The sequence below is a fragment of the Luteimonas deserti genome (assembly GCF_013425765.1).
Classification (GTDB): Bacteria; Pseudomonadota; Gammaproteobacteria; order Xanthomonadales; family Xanthomonadaceae; genus Luteimonas; species Luteimonas deserti.
Window position 1 is genome coordinate 41,471 of record NZ_JACCJZ010000013.1, and the last position, 16,427, is coordinate 57,897.

Sequence of the window (16,427 nt, forward strand, 5' to 3'; positions counted from 1 at the left end):
CGGCGCGGCCCCGGAAGATTGGAGGCTGATCCTGCCTCCGCCCGTCGTCCCTGTAATGGCCTCCCATGCTCCATGCGGTCGATGACAGACCGATGACGCAGCGGCGGCACGACCGTGACGGCGGATCACGCGCCGGTCGGCTACGCTCCGCGCACGTCCTCCCGGCCCCGCGCATGACAGCCCACCACTGGCGCCTGATCCTCAATGGCAAATCGGCCGGAGACGAGGCCGTACGCGAAGCGGTCGCCGCCGTTCGCGCACGCGGCTTCCGGGTGGACGTGCGGGTGACCTGGGAGGCCGGCGATGCCGAACGCTATGTCGCCGAGGCGCTCGACGACGGTGTCGGCACACTCGTCGCCGGAGGCGGCGACGGCACGCTCAACGCGGTCGCCTCGGTGCTCGCGGCCAGCGATCGCGATCGCGATGCGTTGCCCGCGCTCGGCCTGTTGCCACTGGGCACCGCCAACGACTTCGCCACCGCTGCCGGCGTGCCGGATACGCCGCTCGACGCGCTCGCGCTGATCGCCGACGTGCCGGCCGCGCCGCTCGACGTGCTGCGCGTCGACGCAGGCGACGCCGTGCGCTGGTGCGTGAATCTCGGGTCGGGGGGGTTCGGGACCGAAGTCACCGTGGAAACCAGGGAAGGACTGAAGAGAATCCTCGGCGGACTGGCCTACTTCATCACCGGTCTGTCGCGCATCGGCCGGATCGAGCCGATCCAGGCCCGCGTTTCCGGGCCCGGGCTGGCATGGGAGGGCGGGTTCATCGCACTGGGCGTCGGCAACGGGCGCCAGGCCGGCGGCGGACAGGCCCTGTGTCCGGATGCCCTGGTGGACGACGGGCAGCTCGATCTCACGGTCGTGCCCGAACTCGAAGGCGAACTCGTGTCCACGCTGCGCACCGCGCTGACCGAAGGCAAGGTCGCGGCGCTGGATCTCGTCGCCATCCGTGCGCGACTGCCCGAGGTCGTCATCGAGGCGGCCGCGCCGATGGTGCTCAACCTCGATGGCGAGCCGCTGGAGGCGAGCCGTTTCGCGATTCGTTGCGTGGCCGGACGCCTGCGCATGCACCTGCCGCCCGACAGCGCACTGCTCGGCTGCACCCGTGCCTCGGATGCTCGCGCGGCCGTCGGCGAGTCGCTACAGTAGCGCCCATGCGCGCATCCGCTTCCCCGCATTTCCTCTTCGTCGGCGCCGGCTGGCGATGGTGGCGCATCGCCTCCGTCGCTTCCGTCCGTCCGACTTTCCAGGAAATGCCGCGTGATCCCGTACTCCCGGTTCCAGCAGTCCGCCGCTGAGGGGCATACCCTCGTCCCCGTGGTCCGCGAGGTCCTGAGCGACCTCGATACGCCGCTCTCGGTCTACCTCAAGCTCGCCGACGGCCCGCATACCTATCTGTTCGAATCGGTCGAAGGCGGTGAACGCTTCGGGCGGTACTCGATCATCGGGCTGCCGGCCGCGCGCGTGTACGCCTTCCATGGCCACACGCTGCGCGTGAGCGAGCACGGCGAGCTGATCGAGATCCGCCAGATCGAGGATCCCTTCGCCGAGGTCGAGCGGCTTCGCCAGGCCCATTCGGTGCCGAGGATCGACGGCCTCCCGGGGTTTTCCGGCGGACTGGTCGGCTGGTTCGGATTCGAGTGCGTGGAATACATCGAGCCGCGACTGCGCGCCGGCGCCCGCTCCGACGTGCGCGACGAGCTGGGCACCCCCGACATCCTGTTGATGCTCAGCACCGAGGTGGCGGTCTTCGACAATCTCAAGGGCCGGCTGTACCTGGTGGTGCACGCCGATCCACGCGAAGCGCAGGCCTGGGCACGGGCCAACCGCCGGCTGGATGCGCTGACCCACCGCCTGCGCCAGGGCGGGGCGGGGTATCCCGAGACGCTGCAGCCGGCCGCGCTGGACGAATCGGACTTCGTGTCCGGTTTCACCCGCGAGGGCTTCATCGACGCGGTGGCCAAGACCAAGGCGTTCATCGCGGCCGGCGACGCCTTCCAGGTCGTGCTGTCGCAGCGCATGTCGGTCCCGTTCCAGGCGCGTCCGGTCGACGTCTACCGCGCGCTGCGTGCCCTGAATCCGTCGCCGTACATGTATTTCCTCGATGTGGGCGGCACCCAGGTGGTGGGCAGCTCGCCGGAGATCCTGGTGCGCCTGCAGGGCGGCGAGGTCACGGTCCGCCCGATCGCGGGCACGCGTCCGCGCGGCGCCACGCCGGCCCAGGACCAGGCGCTGGAAGCCGAACTGCTGGCCGATCCCAAGGAGCGCGCCGAGCATCTGATGCTGATCGACCTCGGCCGCAACGATGTCGGCCACGTGGCGGCACCAGGCACGGTCGAACTGGGCGAGCGCTTCGTCATCGAGCGCTACAGCCACGTCATGCACATCGTCAGCGAAGTGACCGGGCGGCTGAAGAACGGCCTCAGCTACACCGACGTGCTGCGCGCGACGTTCCCGGCCGGCACCGTCAGCGGCGCGCCGAAAGTGCGCGCGCTGGAGATCATCCGCAGTCTCGAGCCGGTCAAGCGCAACGTCTATTCGGGCGCCGTCGGCTACATCGGCTGGCACGGCGATGCCGACACCGCGATCGCGATCCGCACCGCGGTCATCCAGGACGGCCGCCTCTACGTGCAGGCCGGCGCCGGCATCGTCTACGACTCGGATCCGGAGATGGAATGGGCCGAGACCATGAACAAGGGCCGCGCGCTGTTCCGCGCGGTCGCGCAGGCGGCGAAGGGCCTGTGAGCGGCCCCATCGGGTTTCAACACGGATCAGGAATACGGCGATGAAAAGGTGTCTCCGCCGCGCATGTGCGGCTCTGTTGCTCATGCTGTGCGCGCCGTTGGCCAGTGCGCAGGTCAACGCCTTGCCGTCGCTGCCGCACCTGCTGGTCAAGGGTGAGGCCACGCGCGATGTGGTACCGGACCGTTTCACCGTGGCGATCACGCTGAGTGCGATCGACAAGCAGCCCGAGCTCGCGCGCGAGCGCGTGCAGACGAATCTCGGCGCCTTGCTGACCACGTTGAAGTCCGGCCGCGCGATTACCGAATCGATCGATGCGAGCACGTTCTCGATCGCGCCGGAGCACGCCTACGAGAACGAGGAACGGGTCTACAAGGGGATCCGGGCCACCCGCCAGTTGCGCGTGACATTCGCGGATGCCGAAGCGACGCGGACATTCCTCGCGACGCTTCCGGCGGGCGAGGCCGTCCAACTCGGCAGTATCGCGCCGAGCTTCGCCGGTGAGGTCGCGCTGCGTGCCGAGTTGAAGGCCGAGGCCATGCGTCAGACGCGCGAAACCGCGGCACTTCTTGCGACGAGCTACGGCGCGCGCCTCGGCTCGCTCTACAGCGTGTCGGATGTGGCGCCCGGCTTTGCCTATGGCATCCAGGCAGGGCGGTGGCCGCAAGCCCGGCGGGGTCGCGACGCATCCGCCCCCTCACAGGAGCCTCCAGTCGTGTTCGACGGCGCTCATGCGCTGGACCGCGTCGAGGTCAGCGGCAGCCGCATCACGCCCGAAAGCCTCGCCGTCGGCACGATCACGATCGCCGAACACCTCTACGCCATCTTCCTGCTCGCGGACTGACCCATGCTGTTGATGATCGACAACTACGACAGCTTCACCTGGAACCTCGTGCAGTACCTGCAGGCGCTGGGCGCCGAGGTCCGTGTGGAGCGCAACGACGCGTTGTCGGTCGATGAGATCGCGAAGCTCGCACCCGAGCGCATCGTGATCTCGCCCGGGCCGTGCACGCCGAACGAGGCGGGCGTGTCGCTTGAGCTGATCGAACGCCTCGGCGCGACGACGCCGATCCTCGGCGTGTGCCTCGGCCACCAGGGCATCGGCCAGGCCTACGGCGGCCGGGTGATCCGCGCGCAGCGGATCATGCACGGCAAGACCTCGGCGATCCGCCACGCGGGCCGCGGCGTGTTCGCCGGCCTGCCGGACGGTTACGAGGCGACGCGTTACCACTCGCTGGTGGTCGAACGCGCGTCGCTTCCGGACTGCCTCGAAGTGACCGCGTGGACCGAGAACGAGGACGGCTCCATCGAGGAGATCATGGGCCTGCGCCATCGCACGCATCCGGTCGAAGGCGTGCAGTTCCATCCCGAGTCGATCCTGACGGAGCACGGGCATGCGCTGCTGAAGAACTTTCTGGAGGGGCAGCTCCCTGCCTCCGGATCCCCGCCAGTGTCGTGAAAGCGGGAATCCGCTGGCGTCCCCGGCCGGGCTGCCGCGCTCCCGACGGTCGGCTCGAAGCAGGCGCCCCGGGATGACGCGCCGTCCGGCGGTCGAAAATCCCAGGTCGCGGTCATGGCGGCCACGACGTGATGCTTCTGCCGAAACCCGAACCCCGAACCCGCATCTCGAGTTGTCCCCATGCCGATCACGCCCCACGAAGCCCTGCAACGCACCATCGAGCACCGCGAGATCTTCCGCGACGAGATGGTCGACCTGATGCGTCAGATCATGCGCGGCGAGGTCTCGCCGCTGATGACCGCGGCGATCCTGTCCGGCCTGCGGGTCAAGAAGGAGACCGTCGACGAGATCGCCGGCGCGGCCCAGGTGATGCGCGAGTTCGCGCTGCCGGTGCCGGTCGCCGATGCGGACCGCACGCATCTGGTCGACATCGTGGGCACCGGCGGTGACGGCGCACACACCTTCAACATCTCGACGGCGAGCATGTTCGTCGTCGCCGCGGCCGGGGCGAAGGTCGCCAAGCACGGCAACCGCAGTGTGTCGTCGAAGTCGGGCAGCGCGGACGTGCTCGAAGCCCTCGGCGCGCGGATCGATCTGCAGCCCGGTGCGGTGGCGCGCTGTATCGCCGACACCGGCATCGGCTTCATGTTCGCGCCTGTCCACCATCCGGCCATGAAGGCGGTGGCGCCCGTCCGGAGCGAGATGGGCGTGCGCACGATCTTCAACATCCTCGGCCCGCTGACCAATCCCGCCGGCGCGCCGAACATCCTGATGGGCGTGTTCCACCCCGACCTCGTCGGCATCCAGGTGCGCGTGCTGCGCGAACTGGGCGCGCAGCGCGCGCTGGTGGTCTGGGGGCGCGACGGCATGGACGAGATCTCGCTCGGGGCCGGCACGCTGGTCGGCGAGCTGCGCGACGGCGAGGTGCGCGAGTACGAGATCCACCCGGAGGACTTCGGCATCGCCATGGCCGCCAGCCGCAACCTGCGGGTCGAGAATGCCGCGGAGTCGCGCGCGATGGTGCTCGAGGCCATCGACGGCCGTGCCGGGCTCGCGCGGGACATCGTGTGCCTCAACGCCGGCGCCGCGCTGTACGTGGCCGGCGTGGCGACGACGATCGAGGACGGCGTGCAGCGCGCGCGCGCGGCGATCGACAGCGGGGCCGCGCGGAGCCGGCTCGACGCGTTCGTGGCGGCCAGCCACGCCCGGGACTGAGCCCGACTGCGACGCGGGTTCCAGTTCCATGAATGGGCGCTGGCGCGATTTCCGACACGAAGGCATGGTGTTGCGCTGCCGATCCCGCCCGCAGTCCACGCTTGTATGTCGTATCCGGTTCTACCCGCGCCGCCGTACTACGTTGCGATTTTCCGCTGCACCCGCAACGGGCTCGACGATGGGGGATACGACGAGGCCAGCGAGCGCATGTTCGAGATGGCGCACCGGCAGCCGGGTTTCCTCGGCGTGCACACGCTGCGCGCCGAGAACGGCGAAGGCGTGACCCTGAGTTACTGGACCGACGAAGCCTCGATCCGCGCCTGGCGCGCGCAGGACGAGGAGCAGGTGGTGCGCGAGGCCGACCGGCGTGCCTGGTATGCGCGCTACAGCCTGCAGATCGCACGGGTCGAGCGTGCCTACAGCTGGAGCGAAGACGAGGGCGCCAGCCGCGCGCGCCCGCAGACGATGTCCTTCGCCGACTGATCCCGGGGGCGGCCGGGCGCCGCCTGCGGTATCGTGAGCGGCCGTTTCGACCGGCTTTTCGCGCCGGCCCATGGTGCCGATCTTGAATGACGTCCTGCAGCGCATCCTGGCGCGCAAACACGAAGAAGTTGCCGCGCGCCGGGCCGCGCATCCGTTCGCCGAGCTGGTCGCGCGTGCGGCCGATGCGCCGCCCGTGCGCGGCTTCGCCCGGGCGATCGAGGCGCGGATCGCCGGCGGCGAGGCGGCGGTGATCGCCGAGGTCAAGAAGGCCAGCCCATCGAAGGGCGTGATCCGCACGGACTTCGAACCGGCGTCGATCGCCCGCAGCTACGCCGCGGGCGGCGCAGCCTGTCTCTCGGTGCTGACCGACATCGATTTCTTCCAGGGCGCCGATGCCTTCCTGCAGCAGGCGCGCGATGCCTGCGCGTTGCCGGTGCTGCGCAAGGACTTCACGATCGATCCCTACCAGGTGGTCGAGGCCCGTGCCCTCGGCGCGGACTGCATCCTGCTGATCGTCGCCGCGCTCGACGACCGCCAGCTCGTGGAGCTGGCCGAACAGGCGATGTCGCTGGACATGGACGTGCTGGTGGAGGTGCACGACATCGACGAGCTCGAGCGGGCGCTGCAGGTACCCGCGCCGCTGCTGGGGATCAACAACCGCAGCCTGCGCAGCTTCGAGGTCTCGCTGGACACCACTCTGGCGCTGCGCGACGCGGTCCCGCGCGACCGGCGCCTGGTGACCGAGAGCGGCATCCACACAGTTGCCGACGTGGCGCGGATGCGTGATGCGGGCATCGATGCGTTTCTCGTCGGCGAGGCCTTCATGCGCGAGCCCGATCCGGGCGCTGCGCTGCGACGCCTGTTCTCGATGCCTGCCGCCAGCGTCGAGGCGGCACTGGCCGGGCATTCGCATACGGCGACCCCGGACCCCGCGTCCATCGCGATCGCCAGTGCGTCCGAAGCCACTTCGCCCGCGTCGACCGACGAGAACGGCTTCGACGCGGCCACGCCGGGCGTCGCGCATCTGCTGCGGCCGGCGGTGGCGACTCCGAAGACGGTCGTGTTCGATTTCGACCACACGCTCTACGACGGCGACTCGGGCACGCATCTGTTCGCCTGGCTGATCAAGCGCAGCTGGTGGCGCCGGGTGCTGGCATTGCTGGTGACGCCGCTGTGCGGACCGATGATCGCGTTCCTGCCCACGCGCCGCCGCGGCATCTCGGCCTATGTCTGGATCGGCACGATCGGCCTGCACAGCCGCGGCTCGCTCGATGCGCTGATCGACCGGTACGTGGCCACGCACGCCGAGGTGATCCGTCCGCGCCTGCTGCCGGTGGCGCTGGACGTGCTGCATGCCCACCGCGAAGCCGGCGACCGGGTGGTGATCGCCACCGGCGCGCCGCCGGAACTCGCACGCGCCATTCTCGCGTTCGTCGCGCACGAGGCGGTGCCCGTGGTCGGGACCGCGGTCGGACCGAAGTTCGGTGCGGTGAGTGCCAAGCGTCACTGCCATGCCGAAGAGAAGATGCGCATGCTGCGCGAGCGCGGCTACGTGGACATCGATATCGCCTATTCGGACTCGTCCGCCGATCTGCCGCTGCTGAAGGCGGCGCGATCCCCGGTGGTGGTGAACCCGAAGCGGGGCAGTGTGGAGATGTTCCGGCGCGTCCTGCCCTCCGGCACGCCGATCCTCAACTGGGGCTGCGCCGACCGCGGCGGTGCACCGGTGACGGCGCTACCCGCCCAGCAGTGAGCGGCCGATGTTGTAGAGGCTGATCGCCATCACCAGCACGCCCACGGCCAGCAGCACCCAGCGCTCGCGCACGTGGCGCACGAACAGCGCCGCGAGCGGCGCGGCGATCATGCCGCCGACCATCAGGCCCAGGATCACGTCCAGGTGCTGCAGGCCCATGGTCAGGAAGAACGTCACCGAGATCGCCAGCGTGACCAGGAACTCGGCGGCGTTGACCGTCCCGATGGTGGTGCGCGCCGCGCCGCCCCGCGCGAGCAGCGTCGACGTCGCGACCGGTCCCCAGCCGCCGCCCCCGCTGGCGTCCAGCAGCCCGGCGAAGAATCCCAGCACCGGCACGCGGCGCACTTCGCCCCGCGGCACCAGGCGCCCGGCCGCGCGCAGCAGGATCATCGCCGAGAGCACCAGCAGATAGGCGTAGATGAAGGGGCGCACCGCATCGCCCGGCAGCCGGGTGAGCACGTAGGCGCCGATCACGCCGCCGACGACGCCGGGCACGGCGAGCCGCAGGAACAACCGCCGGTCCACGTTGCGCATCACCAGATGGGACACTCCGGACGCGCCGGTGGTGAAGACTTCGGCGGTATGCACGCTGGCGCTGACCGCCGCCGGCGGCACACCCATGCTCAGCAGCACCGACGACGACACCAGGCCGAAGGCCATGCCGAGCGCACCGTCGATGAGTTGCGCGGCCAGGCCCACCATGACGAAGAACAGGAATTGGTCGCCGAGTTCCATCGGAGCGGGCCTGGGGGAGGGGAAGGAGAGTAGCGATAGCCGCCCGGACGCTGTGGAGATGTGACGATACGGAACAGCGTCGGCCGCGCCGACGCTGGCGCATCCGCTCCCGGCGCAGCCCGAACCGCTGCGAGGCGGGCGGGGTGACGCGGCTAGGCGTCGCCGAGGCGCTTGATGAAACGCAGGGTGCCGTCCGAAAAGCCGCAGGCCTTGTAGAACGCATGCGCATCGGCGCGTTGCGAGCCGCTGCTGAGTTCCAGCCGGGTGGCACCGCCGAATCGCGCGCGGCGCTCGGCTTCCTTGAGCAACTGGCGGCCGAGACCATGCCCCTGGGCGGTGCTCGACACCACGAGCGCGGTGATCCGGCAGGTGGTGGTGCCCAGCGGCAGGTAGTACATGAAGTCCAGCGCGATGAGGCCGCAGACACGGCCGCCACTGCGCGCGAGCACCAGCGCCTGGCGGTCGTTCGCGGTCACCGCGCGGATCCGCTCGCGGGCTTCGGCCTCGGTGCAGGGATAGCCCAGCTCGGACAGCAGCGCCGCCACGTCGTCGGCATCGATGACCGAGGCGCTGCGCAGGTCCGCGTCCGGCAGGTCACCGCGCGGTGCGAAGTGCCCCGGCTTCATCGTGCCGGTGCTCAGCGCGTGCCGAACAGGACGACGGTCTTGCCGCGTGCGGTCAACTGGCCGTCGGCCTGCAGCTTCTTCAGCACGCGCCCGGCCATTTCACGCGAGCAGCCCACCAGCCGGGCGAGCTCCTGGCGCGAGATACGCAACTGGGTGCCCTGCGGATGGCTCATCGCCTCCGGCTCGCGGGTGAGGTCGTGCAGGGTGCGGATGATGCGGTCGGTGACATCGAGGAAGGCGAGGCGCCCGGCCTTGCGGCTGGTGTCGAGCAGGCGCCGCGACAGCTGGGCCCCGATCGCGTACATGATCGAGGTCGCGTCGTTGGCCAGCGTGCCTTCGAACAACTGGTACAGGCGCTCGTAGCTGATCTCGGCCAGTTCGCACTGGGTGCGGGTGCGCAGGATCACTTCGCGCACATCGGACTCGATGAACAAGCCCATCTCGCCGACCATCTCGCCCGGCCCGAAATACCCGAGGATCAGCTCGCGGCCGTCGTCCTCCTCGGTGATGATGCTCACCGACCCGCTGACCACGAAATACAGCGTGCCGGCGGGGTCGCCCGGGCGGAACACCTCGCTGCGCGGCGGATACCGGCGGCGATGGCAGTGGGCGAGAAAGCGCTCGATTGCCGCCGCGGAGGGCAACATGGGATGCGGCGGACGGACAGGGGAACTGATCAGGGCCACGGGCATCGGGTCATGGAGCCGTTGGAACAGGGGATGCCGAAGAGTAGGCCGTCCGCGCGCCGGGGGCAAACCGGACGTACCCGCAAGGTCGCGGGCGGCAGGCGCTTTGCCGCATAATCGCGGTTTCGCCCAACCCCCGAGGGTCGACCGCTGTGGTCAAACCGCTCCCGCGCCTGAAGCTCCAGGGTTTCAACAACCTGACCAAGGCTCTGTCCTTCAACATCTACGATGTCTGCTACGCCTCGTCCGAGGCCGAGCGGCAGCGCTACATCGCGTACATCGACGAGGTGTACAACGCCGACCGGTTGACCCAGATCCTGACGGACGTGGCCGAGATCATCGGCGCCAACATCCTCAACGTCGCGCGCCAGGACTACGAGCCGCAGGGCGCGTCGGTGACCATCCTCATTTCCGAGGAGCCGGTGATCGACAAGTCGCAGGCGAAGGGCGTGATCTCCGACGCCGTCGTCGCGCATCTCGACAAGTCGCACATCACCGTCCACACGTATCCGGAAACGCATCCCGACAACGGCATCGCGACCTTCCGCGCCGACATCGACGTGGCGACCTGCGGCGTGATCTCGCCGCTGAAGGCGCTGAACTACCTGATCGAGAGCCTCGAGTCCGACATCGTGGTGATGGATTACCGCGTGCGCGGCTTCACCCGGGACGTCAAGGGCACCAAGCACTACATCGACCACAAGATCAACTCGATCCAGGACTATCTGGCCAAGAACATCAAGTCGCGTTACGACGCGCTCGACGTCAACGTCTACCAGGAGAACATCTTCCACACGAAGATGCATCTGAAGGAATTCGACCTCGACCAGTACCTGTTCGAGGAGAAGGCGCGCAACCTCTCGTTCAAGGAGCGCATGAAGATCGAGGCCCGGCTCAAGCGCGAGATCGAGGAGCTGTACCACGGGCGCAACCTGCTCGATTGAGGCGGTGTCGTGACGGATCACTGGTCCCCGGTGATCCGTCACCGCGGATCATGAAGAGGCCCCGCCATGCGGGGCCTTTCTCGTGAGGGGGAGGCTCGGCGCCGGTGGCCTGCGGCGGCGCCGCTCCCGGCTCACAGCCTGTACGCCACCGCCTTCATCAGGCTCGACGCAGTCGCCATCAGCGAGGGCACCGGCCACGGAAGGGCACGCGCGCCTGCCTGTTCCGCCTGCTCGGCGTGGCGGGCCTCGTCCTCCTTCATCTGCCGGAGGATGTCGCGGCTGCGCTGGTCGGCCTCGGGCAGTGTCTGCAGGTGGTCGTCGAGATGCGCTTCCACCTGGCGCTCGGTCTCCACCACGAAGCCGAGGTTCCAGCCGTCGCCGCGCAGCCCGGCGAGCACGCCGAGGGTGTAGCTGCCGCCGTACCAGAGCGGGTTGAACAGGCTCGGCCGGCTGTCGAGCTCGCGCAGCCGCTCGGCGCACCAGGCGAGGTGGTCGGTCTCTTCCTGCGCGGCGTGGAGCAGATGGTCGCGGGTGGCGTCCTTGCGGGCAACGGCGGCCTGGCCGAAGTACAAGCCCTGGGCACAGACCTCGCCGACATGGTTGATCCGCATCAGGCCGGCGGCATGGCGACGTTCGGCCGCGTTGAGCATCACGTCCGGGGTCGCGGCGGCAGGATTGGGGCGCGTGGCGGGCGGGTTTCCGAATACCGTGTCGAGCGCGCGCTGGGTTTCCACCAGCAGCCGGTCGACCGGATTGAAGCGGGGCCGGGGGGTGGCCATCGTCGCGGACTCCTCGGATCCGGGCAGGGCGCCCGGCACTGCGCTATTGTCGGCACCCCGCGCGGCATGCGCCACCCGCCCGGCGCGCCGGGCTCGACCTGCAGCGGGCCCCAGCTTGCGCCGCGCCGGGCGGGCCGCTATCATTCCGCCTCTTTGCTGCACGCTTTACAACGCGAGGCGACGTTCCGCCGCAAACGGCGCAACCAGCCCGACCAGTCACCGACCGAGTACCAATTCGTCATGAAGACTTTCACCGCCAAGTCCGAGACCGTCCAGCGCGACTGGTATCTCGTCGACGCCACCGACAAGACGCTGGGCCGCCTGAGCGCGGAAATCGCCCACCGCCTGCGTGGCAAGCACAAGCCCGTCTACACCCCGCACGTCGACACCGGCGACTACATCATCGTGGTCAATGCCGAGAAGATCGCCGTGACCGGCAAGAAGATGACGGACAAGCTCTACCACCGGTTCACGGGCTACATCGGCAACCTCAAGACCGAGACCCTGGGCCAGGCACTGGAGCGTCACCCCGAGCGCGTGATCGAGATCGCCGTCAAGGGCATGCTGCCGAAGAACACGCTCGGCCGTGCCATGTACCGCAAGCTCAAGGTCTACAAGGGTGCCGAGCACCCGCACGCCGCCCAGCAGCCGCAGCCCCTGGAACTCTAAGTCATGGCAATTTCCCAGAATTACGGCACCGGCCGTCGCAAGTCCTCCGTCGCCCGCGTGTTCCTGCGCAAGGGCAGCGGCAAGATCACCGTCAACGACCGTCCGCTGGACGAGTTTTTCGGCCGCGAGACCGCGCGCATGATCGTGCGCCAGCCGCTCGAGCTGACCCAGAACACCGAGACCTTCGACATCGTCGTGACCGCGAGCGGCGGCGGCACCACCGGCCAGGCCGGTGCGATCCGTCTGGGCATCGCCCGCGCGCTGGTCGAGTACGACGAAACCCTGAAGACCGAGCTGCGCAAGGCGGGCTTCATGACCCGCGACGCCCGCGAGGTCGAGCGCAAGAAGGTCGGCCTGCACAAGGCACGTCGCGCGACGCAGTTCTCCAAGCGTTGATCGCAGCCGGTGGTGCCGTGCGCATGCGCGGCACCCACGGCGCCGAGGCTTGCGGCATTGCGCAGGTTCGGCGTTAGAATACGCACCATAGCCCCGTCGCCAAGCGGTAAGGCACCTGACTCTGACTCAGGCATTCGGAGGTTCGAATCCTTCCGGGGCTGCCATATCCAACGAAGAAGCCCGCCGTCAGGCGGGCTTTTTCGTATCCGTGGCGCGTGCCCTGTCGGCAGGCGCGCGCACGCCGACGCCCGGCCCTAGAATCCAGCGATGAACGCCTACCCGCCGCCTTATTCCACCGCCGATGCGCTCGTGTCCGAGCTGCGCACCGGCGGTTACGCCGTCGTCGCGGCCCCGGATCTGCTGACCACCTGCGGACTCGACCGCGAGGCGCTCGACGCCTGGCTGCCGGACTGGGAGACGCTCCCGCCCGATGCGTATCTCCGCGACGGCGGACGATACCGCCGTCGCCGGCACGCGTGTTTCGTGCAGGACGGCAGTGCCCTGGTTCCGGTGCCGCATCGCGCGCACTGGCAGTCGGAGGACTACAACGCCCTGCACGGCGGCATGCACCGTTGGTTCGACCCGATGCAGGCCCATATCACCGCCAGCGCCGCCTGGCGCGACCTGCTGACCGGGCTCGGCACCGTGTTCGCCGCGGTGCATGCGCGGGGGCCCTGGCACATCGAGGCCCACCAGTTCCGCATCGACACCACCGACGGCATCGGCCGGCCTACGCCGGAAGGGGCGCATCGCGACGGTGTGGATTTCGTCGCGGTGCTGCTCGTCGGACGCTGCGGAATCAAGGGCGGCGAAACCCGGGTGTTCGAGGCGGACGGTCCGCGCGGCCAGCGCTTCACCTTGACCGAGCCCTGGTCCGCGCTGTTGCTCGACGACGCCCGGGTGATCCACGAATCCACGCCGATCCAGCCAGAAGACGCGGCGGGGCACCGCGATACGCTGGTGCTCACGTACCGCGCGGGCGCGTTCCAGGGCGAGGACTGAATTCCTCTCTCGCGCAAGCCTGCGCAGTCGTTGGTTACAATCGCAACAGATCACCGACGTCCACCGGAGTTGCCGATGAAGCTGGGTTCACTGAAGGAGGGCGGTCGTGACGGCAGCCTGATCGTCGTCTCGCGCGACCTGACACGCGCGGTGCGCGCCACCGGTATCGCCGCAACCCTGCAGCAGGCGCTCGACGACTGGGCGAACACCGCGCCGCGGCTCAACGCGCTGTCCGAATCGCTCGATGCCGGTGATGCCGACGGCGTGTTCGATCTCGAACCGGGCAAGCTCGCCGCGCCCTTGCCGCGCGCCTACGAGTTTGTCGACGGCAGCGCCTATCTCCCGCATGTCGAGCGCGTGCGTCGCGCGCGTGGCGCGGAGGTGCCCGAAAGCTTCTACACCGATCCGCTCATGTATCAGGCCACCAGCGCCGGCTTCTACGGCCCGCGCGACACGGTCAAGGTGGTCAGCGAGGACGACGGCATCGACCTCGAGGCCGAGATCGTCGTCATCACCGACGACGTGCCGATGGCGGTCACGCCCGAGCAGGCGGCGGCGCACATCCAGTTGGTCGGACTGGTCAACGACGTCTCCTTGCGCAACCTCATCCCGGGCGAACTCGCCAAGGGATTCGGCTTCCTGCAGTCGAAGCCGCGCTCGGCGCTCAGCCCGGTGTTCGTGACCCCTGACGAGCTCGGCGACGCGTGGCGCGACAACAAGCTGCACCGGCCGCTGGTGACCCACGTCAACGGCGAATGGTTCGGCGCGCCCGAGGCGGGTGTCGACATGCAGTTCGACTTCGCCCAGCTGGTCGCGCACGCCGCGCGCACGCGGCCGCTGGTGGCCGGCACGATCGTCGGGTCGGGCACCATCGCGAACCAGGACACGTCGAAGGGGGCCTCGTGCTTCGCCGAGCGGCGCACGGTCGAAGCACTGGAGCACGGCGCGCCGAAGACCCCGTTCATGGCGTTCGGCGACACCGTGCGCATCGAAATGCTCGACGACGCCGGCAACAGCATCTTCGGCGCGATCGAGCAGGTGATCGAGCGCCAGGCGCGGCCGGAGTAAGCAAGTGGCGGCTACCCTGGTCCTGCACACCTACTGGCGCTCCAGCGCCGCCTACCGGGTGCGCATCGCCCTGCATCTGAAGGGTCTGCCGTTCGAGAGCGTGCCGGTGCATCTGCTGCAGGACGGGGGCCAGCAACGGAGCCCGACGTTCGCCGCACGCAACCCGCAACGGCTCGTGCCCACCCTGCAGCACGGCGACGTGGTCCTCTCGCAGTCACTGTCGATCATCGAGTACCTCGACGAGACCTGGCCCGCGCACCCATTGCTGCCGCGCGACCCGCTCGGCCGGCAGCGGGTCCGGGCGCTCGCCCAGCTGATCGCCTGCGACGTCCATCCGCTGGGGAACCTGCGCGTGCTGCAGTTCCTCGAGCGCGACTGGACGATCGCGCAGCCGGAACGCGAACGCTGGGTCGCACATTGGATCGACGAGGGACTCGCCGCATTCGAGGCGCTGCTCGGCGGTCACGCGCATGTCGGACCGTACTGCATCGGCGATGCGCCCACGCTGGCCGACTGCGCACTGGTACCGCAGCTCTACAACGCCCGTCGCTTCGGTGTGGACCTGACACCGTATCCGGCGCTGCGGGCCGTCGAGGCGGCCTGCCTGGCGTTGCCGGCGTTCGAAGCGGCGCGGCCCGAGACCCAGCCGGACGCGCCCTGAGCGCACGGGGCGCTCAGCTGTGCTGGGCGCCCGCTGCGAATACGTCCGCGTACGGGTCGTGCGCACCCATGCCGCCTTCGGACAGGCGGAACTTGAGATCCAGGCCGTCGCGGGAATCGGCCGCGCGCAGCGCGGTCTCGCGCTCGATGCGGCCTTCCTTGTACAGCCGGAACAGGCACTGGTCGAAGCTCTCCATGCCTTCTTCCAGCGATTCCTCCATCGCCTGCTTGATCTCGTGCACCTGGCCGCGCCGCAGCAGGTCACGGATCATCGGCGTATTGAGCAGAACCTCGGTCGCCGGCAGACGGCGGCCGTCGATTCCCTGGACCAGGCGCTGCGACACCACCGCGCGCAGATTGAGCGCCAGGTTCATCAGCACGTTCTTGTGCGCGGCCTCGGGGAAGAAGTTGAGGATGCGCTCGATCGTCTGGTCGGCGTTATTGGAATGCAGGGTGGCCAGGCAGATGTGGCCGGTCTCGGCGAAGGAGATGGCCGCCTCCATCGTCGTGGCGTCAAGGATTTCGCCGATCAGGATCACGTCCGGCGCCTCGCGCATCGCGTTCTTCAGCGCGTTGTGGAAGGTCTGGGTGTCCAGGCCGACCTCGCGCTGGTTGACCAGCGAACGCTTGTGCCGGTGCAGGTACTCGATCGGGTCCTCGATCGTGAGGATGTGCCCGGACGTGCTGGAGTTGCGGTGATCGATCATCGAGGCCAGCGTGGTCGACTTGCCCGAGCCGGTCGAGCCGACGATCAGCACCAGGCCACGCGGCGCCATGATGATGTCCTTGAGCACGTCGGGGAGCTGCAGCTCCGCGATGCTCGGGATGTTGCTGCGGATCGCGCGCACCACCATGCCGACCTCGCCGCGCTGCTTGAAGACGTTGACGCGGAAGCGTCCGGCGTCCTGCAGCGAGTAGGCCATGTTCATTTCCATGTCGCGCTCGAACTGCTGGATCTGGCTTTCGTCCATCAGCGAGTAGGCGATCTTCTTGACCATCCCCGTCGGAAGACCGGTGCTGCCCAGTGGATACAGGCGCCCCTCGACCTTGATGTAGACCGGCGCGCCCGTGCTCAGGAACATGTCCGACGCGTTCTTTTCCGTCATCAGCTTCAGGAAATAGCCGATATCCATGTACGAATCCCCAATATCGCCCGGGCCACATTGCGTATCCCGGTGCTGCTGACGACAATGCCTCCGGTTGACACACCC

General features: G+C 68.8%; 18 protein-coding genes, 1 tRNA gene and 1 pseudogene. 15 read left to right on the forward strand and 5 right to left on the reverse strand.

What is annotated here, in order from left to right; translation table 11 throughout:
* The first annotated feature begins 173 nt into the window (after positions 1-173).
* The 8 genes and pseudogenes from yegS to H0E82_RS05540 all read left to right on the forward strand — a co-directional run bounded on the left by yegS (position 174) and on the right by H0E82_RS05540 (position 7,651).
* Positions 174-1,148 carry a lipid kinase YegS gene (gene yegS / locus H0E82_RS05505; protein ID WP_180544449.1) on the forward strand — a complete coding sequence of 325 codons (975 nt, stop codon included), beginning with the start codon at positions 174-176 and terminating at the stop codon, positions 1,146-1,148.
* A gap of 111 nt (positions 1,149-1,259) precedes the next feature.
* Positions 1,260-2,744, forward strand: coding sequence for an anthranilate synthase component I (trpE, locus tag H0E82_RS05510; protein WP_180544450.1), 1,485 nt, complete (start codon positions 1,260-1,262; stop codon positions 2,742-2,744).
* Positions 2,745-2,826: 82 nt separating this feature from the next.
* Positions 2,827-3,585, forward strand: a complete 759-nt coding sequence (locus H0E82_RS05515; protein ID WP_235974189.1) for an SIMPL domain-containing protein — start codon at positions 2,827-2,829, stop codon at positions 3,583-3,585.
* A 3-nt stretch (positions 3,586-3,588) separates the two neighbouring features.
* Positions 3,589-4,200, forward strand: a complete 612-nt coding sequence (locus H0E82_RS05520) for an anthranilate synthase component II (protein ID WP_180544452.1) — start codon at positions 3,589-3,591, stop codon at positions 4,198-4,200.
* Between the two features lie 180 nt (positions 4,201-4,380).
* Positions 4,381-5,415, forward strand: coding sequence for an anthranilate phosphoribosyltransferase (gene trpD, locus H0E82_RS05525; RefSeq protein WP_180544453.1), 1,035 nt, complete (start codon positions 4,381-4,383; stop codon positions 5,413-5,415).
* A 105-nt stretch (positions 5,416-5,520) separates the two neighbouring features.
* On the forward strand, positions 5,521-5,898 hold the full coding sequence (locus H0E82_RS05530; RefSeq protein WP_180544454.1) for an antibiotic biosynthesis monooxygenase family protein: 378 nt from the start codon (positions 5,521-5,523) through the stop codon (positions 5,896-5,898).
* Between the two features lie 82 nt (positions 5,899-5,980).
* A pseudogene (gene trpC, locus H0E82_RS05535) lies at positions 5,981-6,763 on the forward strand (indole-3-glycerol phosphate synthase TrpC); the annotation flags it as partial.
* 159 nt (positions 6,764-6,922) lie between these two features.
* Positions 6,923-7,651 (forward strand): haloacid dehalogenase-like hydrolase, encoded by a 729-nt coding sequence (locus H0E82_RS05540; protein WP_235974212.1) that lies wholly within the window; start codon positions 6,923-6,925, stop codon positions 7,649-7,651.
* Here the strand turns inward: H0E82_RS05540 and H0E82_RS05545 are convergent.
* From H0E82_RS05545 to crp, 3 genes are all read right to left on the reverse strand, one after another.
* The gene (locus H0E82_RS05545; RefSeq protein ID WP_180544455.1) at positions 7,634-8,386 is read right to left on the reverse strand and encodes a sulfite exporter TauE/SafE family protein; all 753 of its coding nucleotides are present in this window, start codon (positions 8,384-8,386) and stop codon (positions 7,634-7,636) included. The genes H0E82_RS05540 and H0E82_RS05545 overlap by 18 nt on opposite strands.
* 152 nt (positions 8,387-8,538) lie before the next feature.
* Positions 8,539-9,012 (reverse strand): GNAT family N-acetyltransferase, encoded by a 474-nt coding sequence (locus H0E82_RS05550; protein ID WP_180544456.1) that lies wholly within the window; start codon positions 9,010-9,012, stop codon positions 8,539-8,541.
* An 11-nt stretch (positions 9,013-9,023) separates the two neighbouring features.
* Positions 9,024-9,704 (reverse strand): cAMP-activated global transcriptional regulator CRP, encoded by a 681-nt coding sequence (gene crp / locus H0E82_RS05555; RefSeq protein ID WP_180544457.1) that lies wholly within the window; start codon positions 9,702-9,704, stop codon positions 9,024-9,026.
* Positions 9,705-9,850: 146 nt separating this feature from the next.
* On the opposite strand from crp, the gene speD reads away from it, so the two are divergent.
* A complete protein-coding gene (speD, locus tag H0E82_RS05560; protein ID WP_180544458.1) occupies positions 9,851-10,642 on the forward strand; it encodes an adenosylmethionine decarboxylase in 792 nt (263 codons plus the stop codon).
* A gap of 131 nt (positions 10,643-10,773) precedes the next feature.
* On the opposite strand, the gene coq7 is transcribed toward speD, so the two are convergent.
* Positions 10,774-11,421: a 2-polyprenyl-3-methyl-6-methoxy-1,4-benzoquinone monooxygenase gene (gene coq7 / locus H0E82_RS05565; RefSeq protein ID WP_180544459.1), complete on the reverse strand. Its 648-nt coding sequence runs from the start codon at positions 11,419-11,421 to the stop codon at positions 10,774-10,776.
* Positions 11,422-11,661: 240 nt separating this feature from the next.
* Here coq7 and rplM point away from each other — a divergent pair, with 240 nt between their 5' ends.
* From rplM to maiA, 6 genes are all read left to right on the forward strand, one after another.
* Positions 11,662-12,090 (forward strand): 50S ribosomal protein L13, encoded by a 429-nt coding sequence (gene rplM / locus H0E82_RS05570; RefSeq protein ID WP_180544460.1) that lies wholly within the window; start codon positions 11,662-11,664, stop codon positions 12,088-12,090.
* 3 nt (positions 12,091-12,093) lie between these two features.
* On the forward strand, positions 12,094-12,486 hold the full coding sequence (gene rpsI, locus H0E82_RS05575; protein WP_180544461.1) for a 30S ribosomal protein S9: 393 nt from the start codon (positions 12,094-12,096) through the stop codon (positions 12,484-12,486).
* 89 nt (positions 12,487-12,575) lie between these two features.
* A tRNA-Gln gene (locus tag H0E82_RS05580) sits at positions 12,576-12,650 on the forward strand.
* 103 nt (positions 12,651-12,753) lie between these two features.
* Positions 12,754-13,488, forward strand: a complete 735-nt coding sequence (locus tag H0E82_RS05585) for a 2OG-Fe dioxygenase family protein (RefSeq protein WP_180544462.1) — start codon at positions 12,754-12,756, stop codon at positions 13,486-13,488.
* Positions 13,489-13,563: 75 nt separating this feature from the next.
* Entirely contained in the window at positions 13,564-14,556 is a 993-nt protein-coding gene (locus H0E82_RS05590; RefSeq protein ID WP_180544463.1) for a fumarylacetoacetate hydrolase family protein, read from the forward strand.
* 4 nt (positions 14,557-14,560) lie between these two features.
* Positions 14,561-15,217: a maleylacetoacetate isomerase gene (gene maiA / locus H0E82_RS05595; RefSeq protein ID WP_180544464.1), complete on the forward strand. Its 657-nt coding sequence runs from the start codon at positions 14,561-14,563 to the stop codon at positions 15,215-15,217.
* 13 nt (positions 15,218-15,230) lie between these two features.
* Here the strand turns inward: maiA and H0E82_RS05600 are convergent, their stop codons facing one another.
* The gene (locus H0E82_RS05600; RefSeq protein WP_180544465.1) at positions 15,231-16,349 is read right to left on the reverse strand and encodes a PilT/PilU family type 4a pilus ATPase; all 1,119 of its coding nucleotides are present in this window, start codon (positions 16,347-16,349) and stop codon (positions 15,231-15,233) included.
* Between the last annotated feature and the right edge of the window lie 78 nt (positions 16,350-16,427).